At 51.9% G+C, this 16,018-nt stretch carries 12 protein-coding genes; 6 read left to right on the forward strand and 6 right to left on the reverse strand.

From position 1 onward, the window contains the following. The first annotated feature begins 32 nt into the window (after positions 1-32). On the forward strand, positions 33-1,400 hold the full coding sequence (locus G8768_RS04665) for a cyclic di-GMP phosphodiesterase (RefSeq protein WP_166850586.1): 1,368 nt from the start codon (positions 33-35) through the stop codon (positions 1,398-1,400). Positions 1,401-1,422: 22 nt separating this feature from the next. On the opposite strand, the gene asd is transcribed toward G8768_RS04665, so the two are convergent. From asd to rsgA, 4 genes are all read right to left on the reverse strand, one after another. Then, on the reverse strand, positions 1,423-2,343 hold the full coding sequence (asd, locus tag G8768_RS04670; protein ID WP_166850583.1) for an archaetidylserine decarboxylase: 921 nt from the start codon (positions 2,341-2,343) through the stop codon (positions 1,423-1,425). Between the two features lie 13 nt (positions 2,344-2,356). Continuing rightward, positions 2,357-3,172: a rhodanese-like domain-containing protein gene (locus G8768_RS04675; protein WP_243749357.1), complete on the reverse strand. Its 816-nt coding sequence runs from the start codon at positions 3,170-3,172 to the stop codon at positions 2,357-2,359. 80 nt (positions 3,173-3,252) lie between these two features. After that, positions 3,253-4,797: a hypothetical protein gene (locus G8768_RS04680; protein ID WP_166850580.1), complete on the reverse strand. Its 1,545-nt coding sequence runs from the start codon at positions 4,795-4,797 to the stop codon at positions 3,253-3,255. Positions 4,798-4,877: 80 nt separating this feature from the next. Then, positions 4,878-5,903, reverse strand: a complete 1,026-nt coding sequence (rsgA, locus tag G8768_RS04685; RefSeq protein WP_166850577.1) for a small ribosomal subunit biogenesis GTPase RsgA — start codon at positions 5,901-5,903, stop codon at positions 4,878-4,880. A 102-nt stretch (positions 5,904-6,005) separates the two neighbouring features. Between rsgA and orn the strand changes: the two genes are divergently transcribed. Further along, positions 6,006-6,566 carry an oligoribonuclease gene (gene orn, locus G8768_RS04690; protein WP_166850575.1) on the forward strand — a complete coding sequence of 187 codons (561 nt, stop codon included), beginning with the start codon at positions 6,006-6,008 and terminating at the stop codon, positions 6,564-6,566. A 3-nt stretch (positions 6,567-6,569) separates the two neighbouring features. Here the strand turns inward: orn and queG are convergent, their stop codons facing one another. After that, the gene (gene queG, locus G8768_RS04695) at positions 6,570-7,676 is read right to left on the reverse strand and encodes a tRNA epoxyqueuosine(34) reductase QueG (RefSeq protein WP_166850572.1); all 1,107 of its coding nucleotides are present in this window, start codon (positions 7,674-7,676) and stop codon (positions 6,570-6,572) included. Between the two features lie 140 nt (positions 7,677-7,816). Here queG and G8768_RS04700 point away from each other — a divergent pair, with 140 nt between their 5' ends. The 4 genes from G8768_RS04700 to mutL all read left to right on the forward strand — a co-directional run bounded on the left by G8768_RS04700 (position 7,817) and on the right by mutL (position 13,353). Next, entirely contained in the window at positions 7,817-9,334 is a 1,518-nt protein-coding gene (locus tag G8768_RS04700; protein ID WP_166850569.1) for an NAD(P)H-hydrate dehydratase, read from the forward strand. A gap of 2 nt (positions 9,335-9,336) precedes the next feature. Continuing rightward, positions 9,337-9,834 (forward strand): tRNA (adenosine(37)-N6)-threonylcarbamoyltransferase complex ATPase subunit type 1 TsaE, encoded by a 498-nt coding sequence (tsaE, locus tag G8768_RS04705; RefSeq protein WP_371315459.1) that lies wholly within the window; start codon positions 9,337-9,339, stop codon positions 9,832-9,834. Between the two features lie 169 nt (positions 9,835-10,003). Beyond that, positions 10,004-11,359, forward strand: a complete 1,356-nt coding sequence (locus tag G8768_RS04710) for an N-acetylmuramoyl-L-alanine amidase (RefSeq protein ID WP_279544994.1) — start codon at positions 10,004-10,006, stop codon at positions 11,357-11,359. A 113-nt stretch (positions 11,360-11,472) separates the two neighbouring features. Further along, positions 11,473-13,353, forward strand: a complete 1,881-nt coding sequence (gene mutL, locus G8768_RS04715) for a DNA mismatch repair endonuclease MutL (RefSeq protein WP_166850566.1) — start codon at positions 11,473-11,475, stop codon at positions 13,351-13,353. On the opposite strand, the gene G8768_RS04720 is transcribed toward mutL, so the two are convergent. Then, positions 13,337-15,772, reverse strand: coding sequence for a bifunctional diguanylate cyclase/phosphodiesterase (locus G8768_RS04720; protein WP_166850563.1), 2,436 nt, complete (start codon positions 15,770-15,772; stop codon positions 13,337-13,339). The two genes, mutL and G8768_RS04720, sit on opposite strands and share 17 nt — an antisense overlap. Between the last annotated feature and the right edge of the window lie 246 nt (positions 15,773-16,018).

The raw sequence follows: 16,018 nt of genomic DNA on the forward strand, positions 1-16,018 counted from the left end.
AGGGTCCCAAGTGGCTTTTCAAGGAGCGGGCGTTGGGCTTAAAGCAGGCAAAAGTAGGCGTCAATGATCTGGTGCTGGGTATGTTCGTATCCGGACTCGATCGCCCGTGGACGCAGACCCCGTTTCCCCTGCAAGGCTTTTATCTTCGCGACCTGGAAGAGATCAACCAGCTAAAACGCTACTGTCGACACGTTTACATCGATGTCCAGAAGGGAAAAGGCCCGGCCAATAGGCCCAATTCCCTGGCGCCTATTCGCAAGAAAGTCATTGAGGCGCCCAAGCGCAGCCCCAAAAACCAGCCGGTGGATGTCAAAGTGTCGCCTCTCAAAGTGCGGCACAACGTCTACAGCCATTACACTCCCCTGAAAAACGAAATCGACGGCGCTCGCCAGCTCAATCAGCGAGTAGCTAAAGCTATTGTGGAAGTGGATAAGGGCCTGGCGAGCTTGAACAGTGAGGCGCTGGCGAATACCCGTCGGGTGGCGAGTGATATGGTCGACAGTGTGCTTCGCAATCCGGACGCGCTCAGTTGGTTGAACCGAGTGCGCGAGGCGGATGAGCACAGCTACAGCCATTCAGTACGAAGTGCCATTTGGGCAATCTTATTTGGTCGCCATATTGGCCTTACCAAAAAAGACCTCGATGTGCTGGCCTTTGGCGTATTGCTCAAGGATGTGGGTAAAATTCAACTGGCTGCCGAACTGTTGCGCAAAGAAAATCGCAGCGATGAAGAAGAGCTGGAATACGAAAAATTTGTCGACTACGGCGTGGAAATGCTGCGCAAAAGTCGTCAGGTAGAACCGCGAGCTATTGCGGTAGTGCATAGCCATTGTGAGCGCATTAATGGCAGTGGTTTCCCTCAGCATTTAAAAGGCGACAAGATTCCAGTATTGGGTCGCATTGCGGGTTTGGTGAGTTTTTACGATGAGATCACCAACCCTCGTGATAATAGCAAGGCCCTGTCGCCATCACGTGCGGTTGCCAAACTTTATGATTTGCGAAATGTTTCTTTTCAGGAAGACCTGACCGTCGAGTTTATTCGTGCTATCGGTTTGTACCCTACCGGCACACTCGTGGAATTGAGCAGCGGTGAAGTTGCTGTGGTGGTTGAGCAAAACTTTGAGCGCCGTTTAAAACCCAAAGTGATGCTGGTTCTTGATCGCTATAAGCAACCGCTAAAGAAATTGCAGGTGCTGGATCTGGCGAAAAAAGATATGCGCATACAAAACCAGATCGATAAAGGGAAAAAGCGTGCGCAGGATGTTGAGCGTGTCGAAATTTCTCACGACCTTGAGCCATCGAGTTATCCGGTTGATATCGCTAAAGTGCGCGACGACTATTTGTTCAAAAAGCAGAAGAAGGGATTGTTCGAGCGCTTAAAACATTCTCTGATGGGTTAAGCGCCCGGTAAAACAAGAGGGTTTAGTTGTCGTCCTCTTGGTCGGTTTCCTGTTGTTCTTTTGGCTCTTCTTGTTCGCCTTTCTCTTCCTGAGATAAAATTTGTCCCATGCTTTGTCCCATCACGGTTGGGCTGCCCGCTTGCAATTCCTCATTCCAATTCATCACATCTTTGCCGAACAGAACAATTGCGGTTGAGCCAAGTTTAAAACGGCCCATTTCTTCACCTTTGTCCAGCTCGATGTCGTCCAGCAGCTGATCATAATCTTTGCGCTGAATCTGTCGTAGCTGCGGAGTAATCTGTCCAGCCCAGACCGTTTCAATGCTGGCCACAATCATGGCGCCGACCAAGACAACAGCCATAGGGCCAACTTCGGTATCAAAAATGCACACGACGCGCTCGTTGCGAGCAAAAAGGCGAGGCACATTTTCAGCGGTAGTTTCGTTTACTGAAAACAGATCACCGGGCACGTGAATCATGCTGCGCAACTTTCCGGCCAGAGGCATGTGTACGCGGTGATAATCTTTGGGCGATAAATACACGGTGGCAAATTTACCATCATTGAATTCTGCGGCCAGTTCATTGGCTCCGCCAAGTAATTCCAGAGTGCTGTAACTTTGCCCCTTGGCTTGAAAGATACGACCATGCTGAATATCGCCCAGTTGGCTGATTGCACCGTCAGCGGGGAAAACAATGCTCTGTTTGTCGTCGTCAATCGGACGGGCACCTTCTTTTAATGCACGCGTAAAGAAGTCGTTGAAGCTGGCATAGGCGCAAGGGTCTTCTTCGGCCGCTTCGCTCATGTCGATACCAAAACGATCAACAAACCAGCGTGTGAAAGGATCCTTTAACCATTTTCGTTGGCTGTTGGCGATTTTTCCCATCAGACGTGACAACAAATGTTGTGGCACGATGTATTGGAAGGCAATAAATAATTTATCCATGTGATGATTCTACCTATTCAATCTCGGTGTCACTGGCATTACCCCACTCAGACCATGAGCCGGGGTAGGCGCGAATATCGTAATCCAGGGCTTTTGCGATCAAGTACGTCAGGCCTGAACGGTGATGGGTTTGGCAGTGTGTAATAATCGGGCGGCTGCCATCGATGCCCAAATTCTTTAAGTAAGTTTGAGCGTCGCTGCGAATCTTGAGGTGCTGTTCCCGGTCCATAAAATCCAGCCAGTTACCATTGATGGCACCGGGAATATGTCCGCCCCGTTGTGCGACAATTTTTTCGCCGCGATATTCTTCGGGACTGCGGGCATCCCAAATATCGATGCTGCCGGGTGCGCCGAGAAGGAACTCAATTTCTTCGCGGCTGACACTGGGAGCCTTGGAAATATTGATCTCAATTCTGGCGTTTTGAAGGGCAGTTTCTTCGCCGCTTTGCAGTGGGCCATCAATGGCCTGCCAAGCGGTCAGGCCGCCGTTGAGATAGCTGTAGCTTTGAACGTTGATGCAGTCCAGCAACCAGATAAAGCGCCCGGCCCAGCCACCGCCTTCGTTATCGTATACCAGCAGATGGCTATCTTCCTGCAGGCCGAGTTTTTCAACGATGGCTTTCAGCTCGGCTTCTTCAGGAAGCAATCCTGGAGGTTGGCCACCTCGGGTGGTCGCTTTGGGATCGATGTGGATTGCGCCAGGAATATGGCCGCGCAAATACGTATCGCGATCACACAGGTCGACAATGATCAGTCGATCACTCTGCTCCTGCTGCTGAAAGGCTTCGGGCTCCACAATAAGCGGCATTAGCGTGGGGGCACTGGGCATGACAAGTCCTTACTCTCACTGTAAAACGCAAAAGGCTATTGTATGCCAAGGGGCGGGGCGAGTGCTAACGCTGGGGAGTCTTATTTTGCCTGCAGTTGCCGCAGCAGGGCCTGGTGGAATCCGTGGCTTAACTGTTTGAACCGGCGAAACTGCTCATCGTCGATCGTGGATTCCTCGATCAGCATTAGCAGGGCCGCCGGCTTGCCACCAATGAGAACGGACATGATGGCGATTTGCTGTTGCGGGTTCAGCAGGCTTTTCAGCCCGGGGCTTAGGCTTTTGTGCTCGGCGCTGAGCCGAATGGCCGCAGACTTTTGAAGCAAACGATGGCAGATATCGCCGTTCACTTCTTTCAGCTTAAATGCCTGGGGTTGTTTGCTTTCTTCCAGGCCATAGAAATGACGGCAGCTCAGCTGGCCTTTGTTGTATACCCAGATAAGAGCCCCTTTGCTGGCCAGACCTCGACGGAAGGTTTGCAAGGTGAATTCCAACAACTGTTTACTGCTGGAAAAGCTTTGATTACCGAGCAAGCGTTTCAGGCATTGCTTTAGCAGTTGGTCGTTTTTCTGGAGATTGTCGTTCGTAATCGCGGACGCAGCTACGTTGGCTTCCGTCTGCTGTGCGGGATCGTTTTGCTGCGGCATCAGGAAGGTGGGCAGCCAGTCTTTCTGTTGCCATTGGCAGTGTTGCCAGCGCATGGGGTGCAGGTCAATGCTGAGGCTGTCATGCCAGGGCATATTCAGCATGCTGTGATTGACAATACCGTGCAGCTGTTCGCGGCTTAATCCACTTGCGCCGCTGAGCAATTTCAGATTCTGCTGCCGGCTGCGGGCATTCCACAATTGTGAGGCCAGACGGTGACACGCAATTAACAGCAGTGCTGCATCCGGGGTTTGAGGTTCCGGTCTTCCTTCTTGCCTCCGGCGAAAAGCCTGCATTGTGGATTTGAGTTGTACAAAGTTATTCATTTCCTGCCACTTCCAGGCTTTGTGGCAGGCGGGAAGAATGGCATTTTGCCGGCAGAAATCCTCCGACAGTTCTGAAAATGTGCAGCCCAACATAATTTGCTGGGACTGTTCATTGTTGTGGCCTTGCTTGTGCAGTACTTCCAGTTGCAGTTGAGTATGCGGACTGTCGATCGCCATTGCCCATTCGGGCAATCGAAACAATACACTGCTCAATTGAAATTGTTTTGCCCAATCATTTTTAAGGGCGGAAGAAATACCACTGAATATTTCGGTCGCCAATAAGCTGTGGATCACACTGCGGCTCAGGACCGCGTAGTGGACGGTTAAATGCTCACGCGGTAACTCATTGCAGCTCTGCACAATACGAATGATTTTGGGCATACCAATCAGGCTGATTAATTGCTCCAAATGGTTGGGCCATTTTTCCCGTTGAGGGATGAGGGTGTTGGCCTGCTGGCTGAGTATCCAGCACAGCAGCGGATCGTTCAGGCAGGCGGCAGCCACGTTCGCGGCGTTGGCCGTCGATGCCTGGCAGGCGTGCAAAACCTGCTGGCGAGTGCCGGGCAAGACCTTCCATTCAAGGCGGTTGAGTTTTTGTAACCAGTAGCGATCACCTGCGGCTTGAGGTTTGATTACGAGCTGGACTGGTGCTGACATGCATACCCCTGGAGTTCAAAAAACACACAAGAGTTTTAAAACAGGCTAGCTCTGGTTTGGCGGTGAGTGCCGGTCAGATCTCAGGACGGGTCTTCAAAACTCTTCAGGATATGATAGTAGCTGTTTAGCCTTTCTGCTCTGATACTGCCTTCCTCGGCCGCTTTTTGCAGAGCGCAGCCGGGTTCTTTCTCATGTTTGCAGTCGCGGAAGCGGCATTGCCCGATATAGTCTTTTAACTCGCGAAAACCCGACATCAGTTCATGGACTTCCAGTGGCCAGAGGCCAAATTCGCGAATACCCGGGGAGTCGATCAAATTACCGCCACCGGGAAAGTGCAGGAGGATAGCGGTAGTGGTGGTATGGGTGCCTTTCTGGCGAGCCTCCGAGAGGGCGCCTGTACGCAAATCGAGACCGGGGATCAGGCTGTTGATCAGCGAGGATTTCCCCACACCGGATTGCCCTACAAAGACGCTGTTGCCGTCTTTCAGTAGCTCGGTTAACTCGTCGACACCTTCGCCAGTGCTGGCGGAGAGTTTCAGGGTTTGATAGCCCAGTTCGCTGTACATCTGGGCCAGAGCCAGCACTTTTGTGGATTCGCTGCCCCCGTCCAGCTGATCGCATTTGTTGATCAGCAGAAGGGGTTCAAAACCCAGTAATTCAGCCACGACCAGATAGCGATCAATCAAATTGCCAAAGGGTTCTGGGTAAGGCGCAACCACAATGACCAGGCGATCAATGTTGGCGGCAATGGTTTTCATATTGCCGTGGCTGTCGGGGCGGGTGAGCACGCTGCGGCGCTCCAGTACCGCTTCGATGACGCCGATGCTCTGGCCCTGGCGCCAGACAACGTGATCGCCAGTAACGATGGAGCCCAGGTTGGCGCGTAGATGGCAGCGTTGACTGATGGTTTCTTCCAGATCCAGGCTTTCCACTTCAACCTGGGTGCCATAGTGAGCGATGACCAGGCCGTTTTGTTCGTCTCCGAGACTGTCGGCTTCCAGATTTTCCAGCTCTTTATTGCGCTTTTTGGCGGCTCGTTCAGCCCTCTCGGCCTGTATTTTTTCAATACGCCAGGCTTGGCGGCGGCTGAGTTTGCGCTTCGACATACAAAAGGGGTGCTAAAATTAGGTTAGAAAGATCGACATGGTGCCAGTACAATGCTCCGGCAACAAGTATTTCATCAGCGTGCGTGATCAAGAGGATAATCAATGTCTGTATCAGATACCCATCTCATCTGGATAGACCTGGAAATGACAGGCCTGATTCCGGCCAGTGATGTGATTATTGAAATTGCCACGATTGTCACCGATGCCGATTTGAATATCCTCGCTGAAGGCCCCGTTTATGCCATTAAACAACCCAAGGGGCGAATGGAAAAAATGGACGCCTGGAATACCAAAACCCACGGTGAATCCGGTTTGACCGAACGCGTTTTAAACAGCCAGATCAGTATGAGCAAGGCGGAACAGGATACCCTGAAGTTCTTGCGCCAATGGGTGCCCGCCGGTGCTTCGCCCATGTGTGGCAATTCCATCTGTCAGGACCGCCGTTTTATGGCGCGTTACATGCCCGAACTGGAAGCTTTTTTCCACTACCGCAACCTTGATGTCAGTACGATTAAAGAGCTGGCCAAGCGTTGGCGCCCCAGTGTGCTGGATGGTTTCAGCAAACAGGGTTCTCATCTTGCGCTGGATGATATTCGTGAATCCATCGCGGAACTCAAGCATTATCGCGGACAGTTTATCGACCCGGTATTTGCGGGCGAATAAACATTAATTATTGTCCGGCCGCTTAATTTTCCGCTTGCGTCGACGTTGAGGGTTTTCCTGTTGCGTAATAGCCCAGCGAAAATGTTCGGCCAGCACAGCATCGGTATTGGGAAGCTTTTCCGTCAGTGCGCTATGTGCTTCGGCACTGGCTTTGGCATTGCCAAGGCCTATCGCCAGGTTTCGCTGCCAACGCTGATAGCCAATTCGTCGCAGTGGTGAGCCTGCGGTACGTTGTAAAAATTCTTCTTCGTTCCAACTGAATAATTCCAGCAGATCACTGTCATGCAATTTGTGGCGGGGGAGAAAATCCTGCTCATGTGTATGTTGCGCGTATTTATTCCAGGGGCAGATGGCCTGGCAGTCGTCGCAGCCAAACACGCGATTGCCAATGGGGTCTCGAAACTCTTCTGGAATAAGGCCGTCGTACTCGATGGTCAGATAGGAAATGCAGCGGCGTGCGTCCAGAACATAGGGTTTGGGAAAGGCGTCGGTCGGACAAACCTGCAAGCAGGCTTTGCAATCACCACACTGATTTTTTTCCTGTTCCTGATTAAGCGGCAATTCTAGATTGGTAAAAATTTCTCCAAGAAAGAACCAGCTGCCGGCTTCGCGGTTAATGAGTAAAGTGTGCTTGCCGGTCCAGCCCAGGCCGGCTTTTTCCGCAAGCGGGCGTTCCATGACGGGAGCGCTGTCAACAAACGCGCGTGCGCCGTGTTCCCGCCCGATAAAGTCTTCGATCTGTTTGGCCAGTTGGCTGAGTCGTTTTCGAATCAGTTTGTGATAATCGCGCCCCAGAGCATAGCGGGATACATAGGCTTTACTGGAGTCCTTTAGCACGCGGATGGGCTCGGTTGCCGGTGCCAGATAATTCATTCGGGCGCTGATGACGCGTTTGGTTCCGGGAAGCAACTCGTCCGGGCGACTGCGCTTATTGCCGTGCTCGCCCATCCATTTCATATCGCCTTGATAGCCTTTGTCCAGCCACCTCTGGAGATCTTTTTCCTGCTGATGCAGATTGGTGTCCGTAATGCCGACAGCCTGAAAACCCAGCTCACGCCCCCAGATGGGGATCAACTCAGCGAGTTGTTCAAGTTTATCCGCGTTACTCATATTGCTGTCTTTCGTCTGCTGCTGTGGCTTGGGTATAATTCAAAAATAACATCAGCGGTTTGATCCTGAGCCTGGCAAGTGCTGCACATGACCGGTTCTGAAGATTTCGCTGAACACATTCAAAGCACATTGGGATGACAATGTATAACCATACGCAAAGCCAAGCACTTCCGCGCGCATTATATACCGCCGAACAGGTAAAAGCCCTGGACCAGGCGGCGATTAATGAGCTGGGGATTCCGGGAATTAAATTGATGAAGCGTGCTGGCCGCGCCGCCTTTGAGAGATTGCTGCAACATTGGCCCGAAACCGACAGTCTGACGGTGTATTGCGGTGGCGGTAACAATGCAGGTGATGGCTATGTAGTGGCCGCGCTCGCCGCACAAAAGCGCATCGCGGTTGATATTGTGCAATTGGCGGATCCCGAGAAGCTACCCGCCGATGCTTACACTGCGTATCAATTTGCCCGCCAGGAAGGGGTAATCATGGCACCTTTTCAAGAGCACGGTGCCATTGCGGGTGAAGTAGTGGTCGATGGTTTGCTGGGCATTGGTGCCAGCGGCGCCCCGCGTGGTGATTACGCCGCCGCGATTCGTCAAATCAATGAAGCTGGCAAGCCGGTATTGGCATTGGATATTCCCTCTGGACTGTGTGCCGACAGCGGCCACGCCGAGGATGCCGTTAAAGCCGATGTCACGGTTTGCTTTATTGGATTGAAGCGCGGCCTGCTAACGGCTCGTGGCCCTAAGCTGTGTGGCCGGCTTTACTATCATGACCTGGCCTGCGCTGAAGTCTGCAATAAATTACCCGCAGGTGTTGAGCGGATTCAAAGCGCCGAATTGCTGGCCCGTTTGCCTGCCCGTGAAGCCGATGCCCATAAAGGCCGTTTCGGGCATGTTTTGGTGGTCGGTGGTGATTATGGTTTTGCTGGAGCGGCCCTATTGTCGGCGGAATCCGCTGCTCGTTGTGGTGCTGGTTTGGTCAGTGTGGCGACCCGGGCAGAGCATATCAGTGCGATCATATCCCGGCGCCCGGAATTAATGGCGCATGCGGTGGTTTCCGGGCAGGAATTGGAACCCCTGTTGGAAAAAGCTACGGTGGTGGTAATCGGGCCCGGTTTGGGGCGAAGCCCATGGTCCGAGCAATTACTGCAGAAAGCGGCGGACTACAGTGCAGAACACCATATTCCCATGGTGATGGATGCCGATGCTCTGAATATGCTTGCCGAAGGCAGAGTGCTGGAAGGCGCGCGCGATAATTGGGTGCTAACACCGCATCCCGGTGAGGCGGCCCGTCTCCTGAAGAGCGATATTCCGAGCATTGAAAATGATCGTTTTGAGAGCGTAGCTCAGTTGCAACAGCGTTATGGCGGTGCAGTACTGTTGAAAGGTGCAGGCAGTTTGATCTGCTGTAACCAAGCCGCAATTGGTTTAGCCAGTGTGGGCAATCCCGGGATGGCAACAGCTGGTATGGGCGATGTGTTGAGCGGTGTTATCGCGGCATTAATTGCTCAGGGCATGAGTGTTGGTGACGCCTGCCGACTGGGGGTGTGCCTGCACGGTGATGCCGGTGATCTGGCCGCGGATGAGTTTGGTCAGCGAGGCATGCTGGCGGCCGATTTGATTCCCTATCTTGCAGAATTGCTTGCGGAGTCCTAGCGGTGAATATCGTTAAAACTCTCAATGATGAAGCGGCCAGTCTGGCCCTGGCCTCTGATCTGTCGGCAGCTTTGCGAACTCAACTGCAAGGCGAAACTGAGCAAGCGGAAAGCGAATTTCCGGATGGTTTGGTCATTTATATGCTGGGTGACCTGGGCGCTGGCAAAACCACCTTCAGTCGCGGCATTCTGCGCGGTTTCGGGCATCAAGGTGCGGTTAAGAGTCCAACCTATACACTGGTAGAACCCTACGATTTATCGACTCCGGTTTTTCATTTCGATCTGTACCGCCTGGCGGATCCGGAAGAGTTGGAATACATGGGGATTCGAGATTACTTTGCGCCGGGAAATCTGTGTTTGATTGAGTGGCCGAGCCGCGGTGAAGGGTTTTTGCCGAAGCCCGACATTGTTATCCGTATTCATGTGGACGGGCAGGGAAGAAAAATCGATTTGGAGGCGCAAAACGCTGCTGCTGAACGGATTTTAAAAGCACTTGCCTAAGGGCAGGAAGTGGTCATTTTAGCGGCAGTTCGGTTTCCCGAAAAAAGCCGCTATACTTGGTCTATAAGAGTGTGTAGCGGGCTTTCCACCATGATTCTTGCCCGCATATTAATAATATTTATAAAACAGCAATAGAGTTTGCTGTTGTTGACCAAAACCGGGGGAAGCGATGGGCTTTCGAGCAAGCGAATTAGTGCTGCCCAAGCGCCTATGGATGGTGCTGTCCTTTCTTTGCTTTTCTATTGCTGAATTCGCTCACGCCAAAGCGCAAATTGAAGGCGTACGGTTATGGCGCGCGCCTGATCATACCCGAGTGGTTTTTGACCTTTCCGCTCCTCTGGAACACAAACTGTTCAGTCTTGAAAACCCCCACCGCCTGGTTCTGGATATGGAATCGGCCGGTAATAAATTTGCCCTCGCCGATCTGGATCTCAATAAAACCCCGATTCGCCGCATTCGCAGCGGTGCTCGCGACAAACAGGATTTGCGCGTTGTGCTGGATTTGCATGAAGCGGTGAAGCCGCGCAGTTTCCTGTTGAAGCGCCATGGTGATAAACCTGATCGTCTGGTGTTGGATTTATTTGATAAAAGCCTGAAGACCGAGAAAAAACTGGAGCAAGCACAACCCAGCCAAAAGCGCGACATTATTATTGCGGTGGATGCCGGGCATGGTGGTGAAGACCCGGGTGCGATAGGCCCCGGGGGCTTGCGTGAAAAAGCGGTGGTTCTGGCGATCAGCAAGGAGTTGGTGCGCCAGATTAATCAGGTCAAAGGTTACAAAGGTAAATTGGTGCGCACGGGAGATTATTACATCGGGCTGCGTAAACGCCGCAACATTGCCCGTGATATTCGCGCTGATTTATTTATCTCTATTCATGCGGATGCTTTCAAACATCCGAGCGCAAGCGGTGCTTCGGTTTTTGCTTTGTCTCGTCGTGGTGCCACTTCTGAAACCGCTCGCTTTCTGGCCCGTAAGGAAAACGAGGCGGATTTGATTGGTGGTGTTGGTGGTGTGAGCCTGGAAGATAAGGATGAAGTGCTCGCCGGTGTGTTGGTCGATCTTTCCATGACGGCCAGCTTGAGTTCGAGCCTGCAGGTTGGAGACAAGGTTTTAAAATCCATGGGTAAAATCGCCAAGCTGCACAAACGTCGTGTGGAGCAGGCGGGTTTTGCGGTATTGAAGTCACCTGATGTGCCATCAATTCTGGTGGAAACCGGTTTTATTTCCAATCCTAAAGAAGCGAAAAACCTGGGCAGCAGCCGCTACCGTAAAAAAATGGCCAGCCAGATTTTCAAAGGGGTGCGCAGTTACTTTGATGACAAACCGCCTGTTGGAAGTTACCTCGCTTGGGTGAAAAATGGCCAGAAGGAAGGGCGCCCCAGAGAATACATTATTGCCCGGGGGGATACCTTGTCGGGTATTGCACTGGAGTACAATGTTTCGGTTGCCGCTCTGAAAAAGGCCAACAAGCTGCGCAATTCCCGCATTCGCGTGGGGCAACGTTTGAAAATTCCCACATCGTAACAGCTCTCGAGTATCTGCTGGCCAGCGAGTGTTCTAAAGCCCCACCTTCGAAGGATGCGAAAGTTCCTAAAGCCCGTTAAACTGCCTGCCTTGTCTGTACGGATTTAAATCACATGTCGAAAATCAAGCTTCTTAGCCCCCGTCTCGCTAACCAGATTGCCGCCGGTGAGGTCGTTGAACGCCCTGCGTCGGTCATTAAAGAACTGTTGGAAAACAGTTTGGATGCCGGTGCCAGTCGTGTTGAAGTCGAGATTGAAGCTGGCGGTGTTAAGCTGATGCGTGTGCGGGACAATGGCAGTGGTTTAGGTAAGGATGATCTACCGCTGGCGCTGTCACGTCACGCCACCAGTAAAATCTACGAGCTGGACGATCTGGAGGCGGTCGGTACTTTGGGTTTTCGCGGAGAAGCTCTGGCGAGTATCAGTTCGGTTTCAAGGCTGACACTGACCAGTAATGCCGGAGATGCTGGCGATGCCTGGCAGGCCAGTGCGGAAGGGCGAGACATGGTCGCTGAGCTGAAGCCCGCTGCTCATCCCCGAGGGACAACGGTGGAAGTGCGAGATCTGTTTTTTAACACGCCAGCACGACGCAAGTTTTTACGTACCGAAAAAACCGAGATGAATCGCATTGATGATGTGATCAAGCGATTGGCAATGTCTCGCTTCGATGTGAACTTTGTTCTACGCCACAATGGCAAGGCCATTCACAATTTGCCAGCGGCCAGCAATCAACACGAAAAAGAGCGCCGTCTGGCCCAGATATGTGGCCCGGCTTTTATGGAAAATGCGGTGCATCTGGATATTGAACGCAGTGGATTGCGTCTGTGGGGGTGGGTGGCATTGCCGAGTTTTTCCCGCAGTCAGGCGGATATGCAGCACTTCTATGTGAACGGCCGTGCGATTCGCGATAAGTTAGTGACCCACGCGGTACGCCAGGCGTATCAGGATGTGCTTTATCATGGTCGTCATCCGGCTTACGTTTTGTACTTGGAGCTGGACCCCGCCACCGTAGACGTGAATGTGCACCCGACCAAACACGAGGTGCGTTTTCGCGATAATCGTATGGTGCACGATTTCCTGTTTCGAAGCTTGCACCGGGCGCTGGCGGAAGTACGCCCCGATGATCAGTTGCCCAGCGCCGACGCGAATGTTTTACAGCCAACAACAGCACCAACCAGTGGTGTAGCCGCTGGTGAATTCAAACAGCAGGAGGCGATGGATTTTCGCCCGCAAAGTGCACCGTTTTCTGCGCCTGTCGGCGCTTCCGGTTTTACGTCGGGTGCAGCTCCTGCCTATCGGCCTGAGCAGCGACCAGCCGCCGATCAATTACGTGAACAAATGGCTAACTACGCGCAAGTGGTTGCGCCTTCAGAACATCAAAATCAGGGGCTTGAAAGTTCAGACGAACAGATTCCACCTCTGGGTTATGCCATTGCTCAACTGAAAGGCATTTATATATTGGCAGAAAATGCCCAGGGTCTGGTGGTCGTTGATATGCATGCCGCTCATGAACGGGTCGTTTATGAGCGCATGAAGTTGGCCCATGCGGCTGAAGGGATTAAGGCCCAGCCTTTGTTGGTGCCCCAGAGTCTAGCCCTCAGTCAAAAAGAAGCCGACTTTGCAGAACAGTTTAATGATAATTTCAGTTCTCTGGGTTTTGTGATTGAACGGGCAGGCCCGGAAACCTTATTGGTTCGTCAGGTGCCGATGCTGCTGAACAAAGCCGATGTGGAAACCTTGGTGCGAGATGTGCTTTCCGATTTGATCGAATACGGTGACAGTCGCCGCATTACAGAACACGCTAATGAGATTATGGCGACCATGGCCTGTCATGGTTCCGTGCGTGCCAATCGTAAACTGAGCATTGCTGAAATGAACGCTCTGTTGAGGGATATGGAAGCTACCGAGCGCAGCGGTCAATGCAACCATGGCCGCCCAACCTGGTCGATGTTGAGCTTGGCCGAGATGGATAAACTGTTTATGCGGGGACAGTAAGGGAATTGTTTTCCTGCTCCAGACGCTGCTTGTTCAAAACCTCGATCAGCTCTTTTTGTGTGAGCGGTTTGGCAAACAGGTAGCCTTGTCCGTAGTCGCAATTATTTTGATTCAGGAAGTCATGCTGTTCGGGGTTTTCAATACCTTCGGCCACAACTTTTAATTGCAGTTTGTGCGCCATCGCAATAATCGCCGCTGTGATTTCCATATCGCTCTGGCTGTTGGGAATGTCCATCACAAAGGAACGGTCGACTTTCAGAATATCGACGGGCAGGGATTTTAAATAGCTGAGCGAAGAGTAACCGGTACCAAAGTCATCGATGGACAGGGTGACGCCAAGCTCACGTAGCTTTTGCAACAGCTCAAAGCTCTCATCAATATTTCCCATCACCATGGATTCGGTAATTTCCAGCTCAAGGTATTCTGTTGGTAAGCCGGTGGCGGCCAGGGTTTTTTCAACGGAGCGAAGAAAACCGGGGTCTGTAAATTGACGGGCAGAGATGTTCACGGCTACTTTAATCGGTGGCAGCCCGGCTTTTAACCAGCTGGAAACCAATCGGCAGCTTTCTTTAAGGATCCATTCACCGACGGGCACAATAAGACCGGTCTCTTCCAGTGTGTCGATAAACTGATCGGGGTATTGCAAACCTTTGCTGGGGTGCTGCCAACGAATCAAGGTTTCCATTCCACAAATTTCGCTGCTATTGATGTGGACCTGTGGCTGGAAATAAAGCTCGAACTCCTGGTTCGCCAGAGCATTTCGCAATTCATTTTCCAATGATAATTGTCGAGCTGCACGCAGAGTCAGTTCCTTGCTGAAGGCGCAGTATTTGTTTCGGCCCATGGCTTTGGCCTGATACATGGCGAGGTCGGCGTTCTGCAATAATTCTTCGGTCGTAATGCCGTCGTTTGGCGCCACCACAATGCCGATGCTTGCGGAAATATTAATCTCGGTGCCAGCAATGTGTATGGGCATAATCAGTGTGCTGAGGATGTGTCCGGCCAGAGATCGAGTTTCGATGGGGTCGCTGACTTTATCAATCAGGATGCAAAACTCATCGCCACCCAAGCGCCCGACCACGTCAGCGGCGCGAACACAGGATTTCAATCGGTTCGAGACAATGCCCAGTAATTTATCGCCGGCACTGTGGCCGAGGGAATCGTTGATACGTTTGAAATTGTCGAGATCCAGAAACAATAAAGCGAAGCCGGTTTTGTTGCGCTTGAAGCGTCGCTGACGAAGTTTGATTTCTTTTAGAAAACAGTAGCGATTCGCGAGGCCAGTCAGATTGTCGAACATGGCCAGGTTTTTCAGCTCGTCCGTACTTTCCTGTAGCTGCATTTGCAGTTGGTCGAGCTGGGTGGAGAGCTCACTTTCGGCTTCCAGCAGTTGATCAACTTCGTCAGAGAAAAAACGACGTGGCTTTTGCCGTTTGATCAGGGACGAGGCCAGCTCATAATCACCCTTGATCAGAGTGCGCATGATGCGTGTTTGTTTGATCATACGATTCAAGGGCATAAGCATCATCATAAATAACACGATGCACCCGGTAAGCAGCGGTAACAGAATTTGGCTGAGCGATTGTTCTTCAGCCTCCCTTGCCGCTTGTACCGATTTGCTGATATCGGAAAGAATCACAACACTTAAGCGTGCATCCATAAATTGTGGCATGCCGAAGATACTGATGTCGTAGGCGCGATTATCAGACTCCAGGGTTTGGTTGGTGCCGATGCTGTCTGTAAAGCTGCTCTGATGGGAAAGGCGAATTATGTGCGGCAAGTTTTTTCGGCGTTGGGTGAGGTGCAATACCGACTGAGTCCAGTTGGGAATGTCCGGGTTTTCGATATTCGGGCGACGACTGATAATGCCGATATCGGTTTTGGTGACCCGGCGAAAATCATCCAGCAGCTGGCTGAGCTCAACATCGATCTGGATAAGCTGATGGCCATCGGAACCCTTGATAGGCATCAACATGGATTGACTGCAGCGTTCCTGACAGCTGATTTTGGAACCCGACTGATTCACGCCTGCAATGGTCTCTCGTAAAACCGACGCCGGCATACGGGGTGAACTGCCCCAGCTGTTCAGCATGGTTCCGCTGCTGTCATAAAGACTGATGCCCTCAATGCCCCAATCGGCTTGCAGGTAGAGCCAATAACGATCGATGACCTGTTTCAGACTGCTGTTCTGTGGGTATCTAAGGGCTTCGGGGATTCCGCTGGCCACCTGCTGCAAGTGATGTTCGGATTGCTCAATCAGTCCGGTCAATAAGCCCACGTGCTGCTGATGCATTTCAGTGCGCTCGCTCGCGTTGGTTTTGCTGGCACGCTGGTCGATGAAATAGAAGAAAACGGCGCACAAAAACGCCAGCAATAAACTGACTGCAAGTGTCGCTTTCCATCTCAGACTGATAAACATTGATACACTCGTCTTTTACGTTCGCCGCTGCCTTGCTTTGTTGAGCGTAGGTAGGGTCGGCACATTTTTACGGATGCCTTAAGATTCACTGCTCGTTTTCCTTTGGCTGGGTGCCGGGGAAGGTCTGAGGACGAACACTCCTGATGTTTTACTTTCCCTTTGTGGAACTGTGCAGCCACCCGAATAAGCATAGTCTCGAATAAAGGCATCCGTGTCGTTTATCGTAAAATCTAGCTTAATGTTAAT

This window comes from Pseudoteredinibacter isoporae (genome assembly GCF_011602085.1).
Lineage (GTDB): Bacteria > Pseudomonadota > Gammaproteobacteria > Pseudomonadales > Cellvibrionaceae > Pseudoteredinibacter > Pseudoteredinibacter isoporae.

Bases quoted from the DNA above. Each gene is read 5' to 3' on its own strand.
- asd (WP_166850583.1), bottom strand. From the start codon at position 2,343: ATGGATAAATTATTTATTGCCTTCCAATACATCGTGCCACAACATTTG.
- G8768_RS04675 (WP_243749357.1), bottom strand. From the start codon at position 3,172: ATGCCCAGTGCCCCCACGCTAATGCCGCTTATTGTGGAGCCCGAAGCC.
- G8768_RS04680 (WP_166850580.1), bottom strand. From the start codon at position 4,797: ATGTCAGCACCAGTCCAGCTCGTAATCAAACCTCAAGCCGCAGGTGAT.
- rsgA (WP_166850577.1), bottom strand. From the start codon at position 5,903: ATGTCGAAGCGCAAACTCAGCCGCCGCCAAGCCTGGCGTATTGAAAAA.
- orn (WP_166850575.1), top strand. From the start codon at position 6,006: ATGTCTGTATCAGATACCCATCTCATCTGGATAGACCTGGAAATGACA.
- queG (WP_166850572.1), bottom strand. From the start codon at position 7,676: ATGAGTAACGCGGATAAACTTGAACAACTCGCTGAGTTGATCCCCATC.
- G8768_RS04700 (WP_166850569.1), top strand. From the start codon at position 7,817: ATGTATAACCATACGCAAAGCCAAGCACTTCCGCGCGCATTATATACC.
- G8768_RS04710 (WP_279544994.1), top strand. From the start codon at position 10,004: ATGGGCTTTCGAGCAAGCGAATTAGTGCTGCCCAAGCGCCTATGGATG.
- mutL (WP_166850566.1), top strand. From the start codon at position 11,473: ATGTCGAAAATCAAGCTTCTTAGCCCCCGTCTCGCTAACCAGATTGCC.
- G8768_RS04720 (WP_166850563.1), bottom strand. From the start codon at position 15,772: ATGTTTATCAGTCTGAGATGGAAAGCGACACTTGCAGTCAGTTTATTG.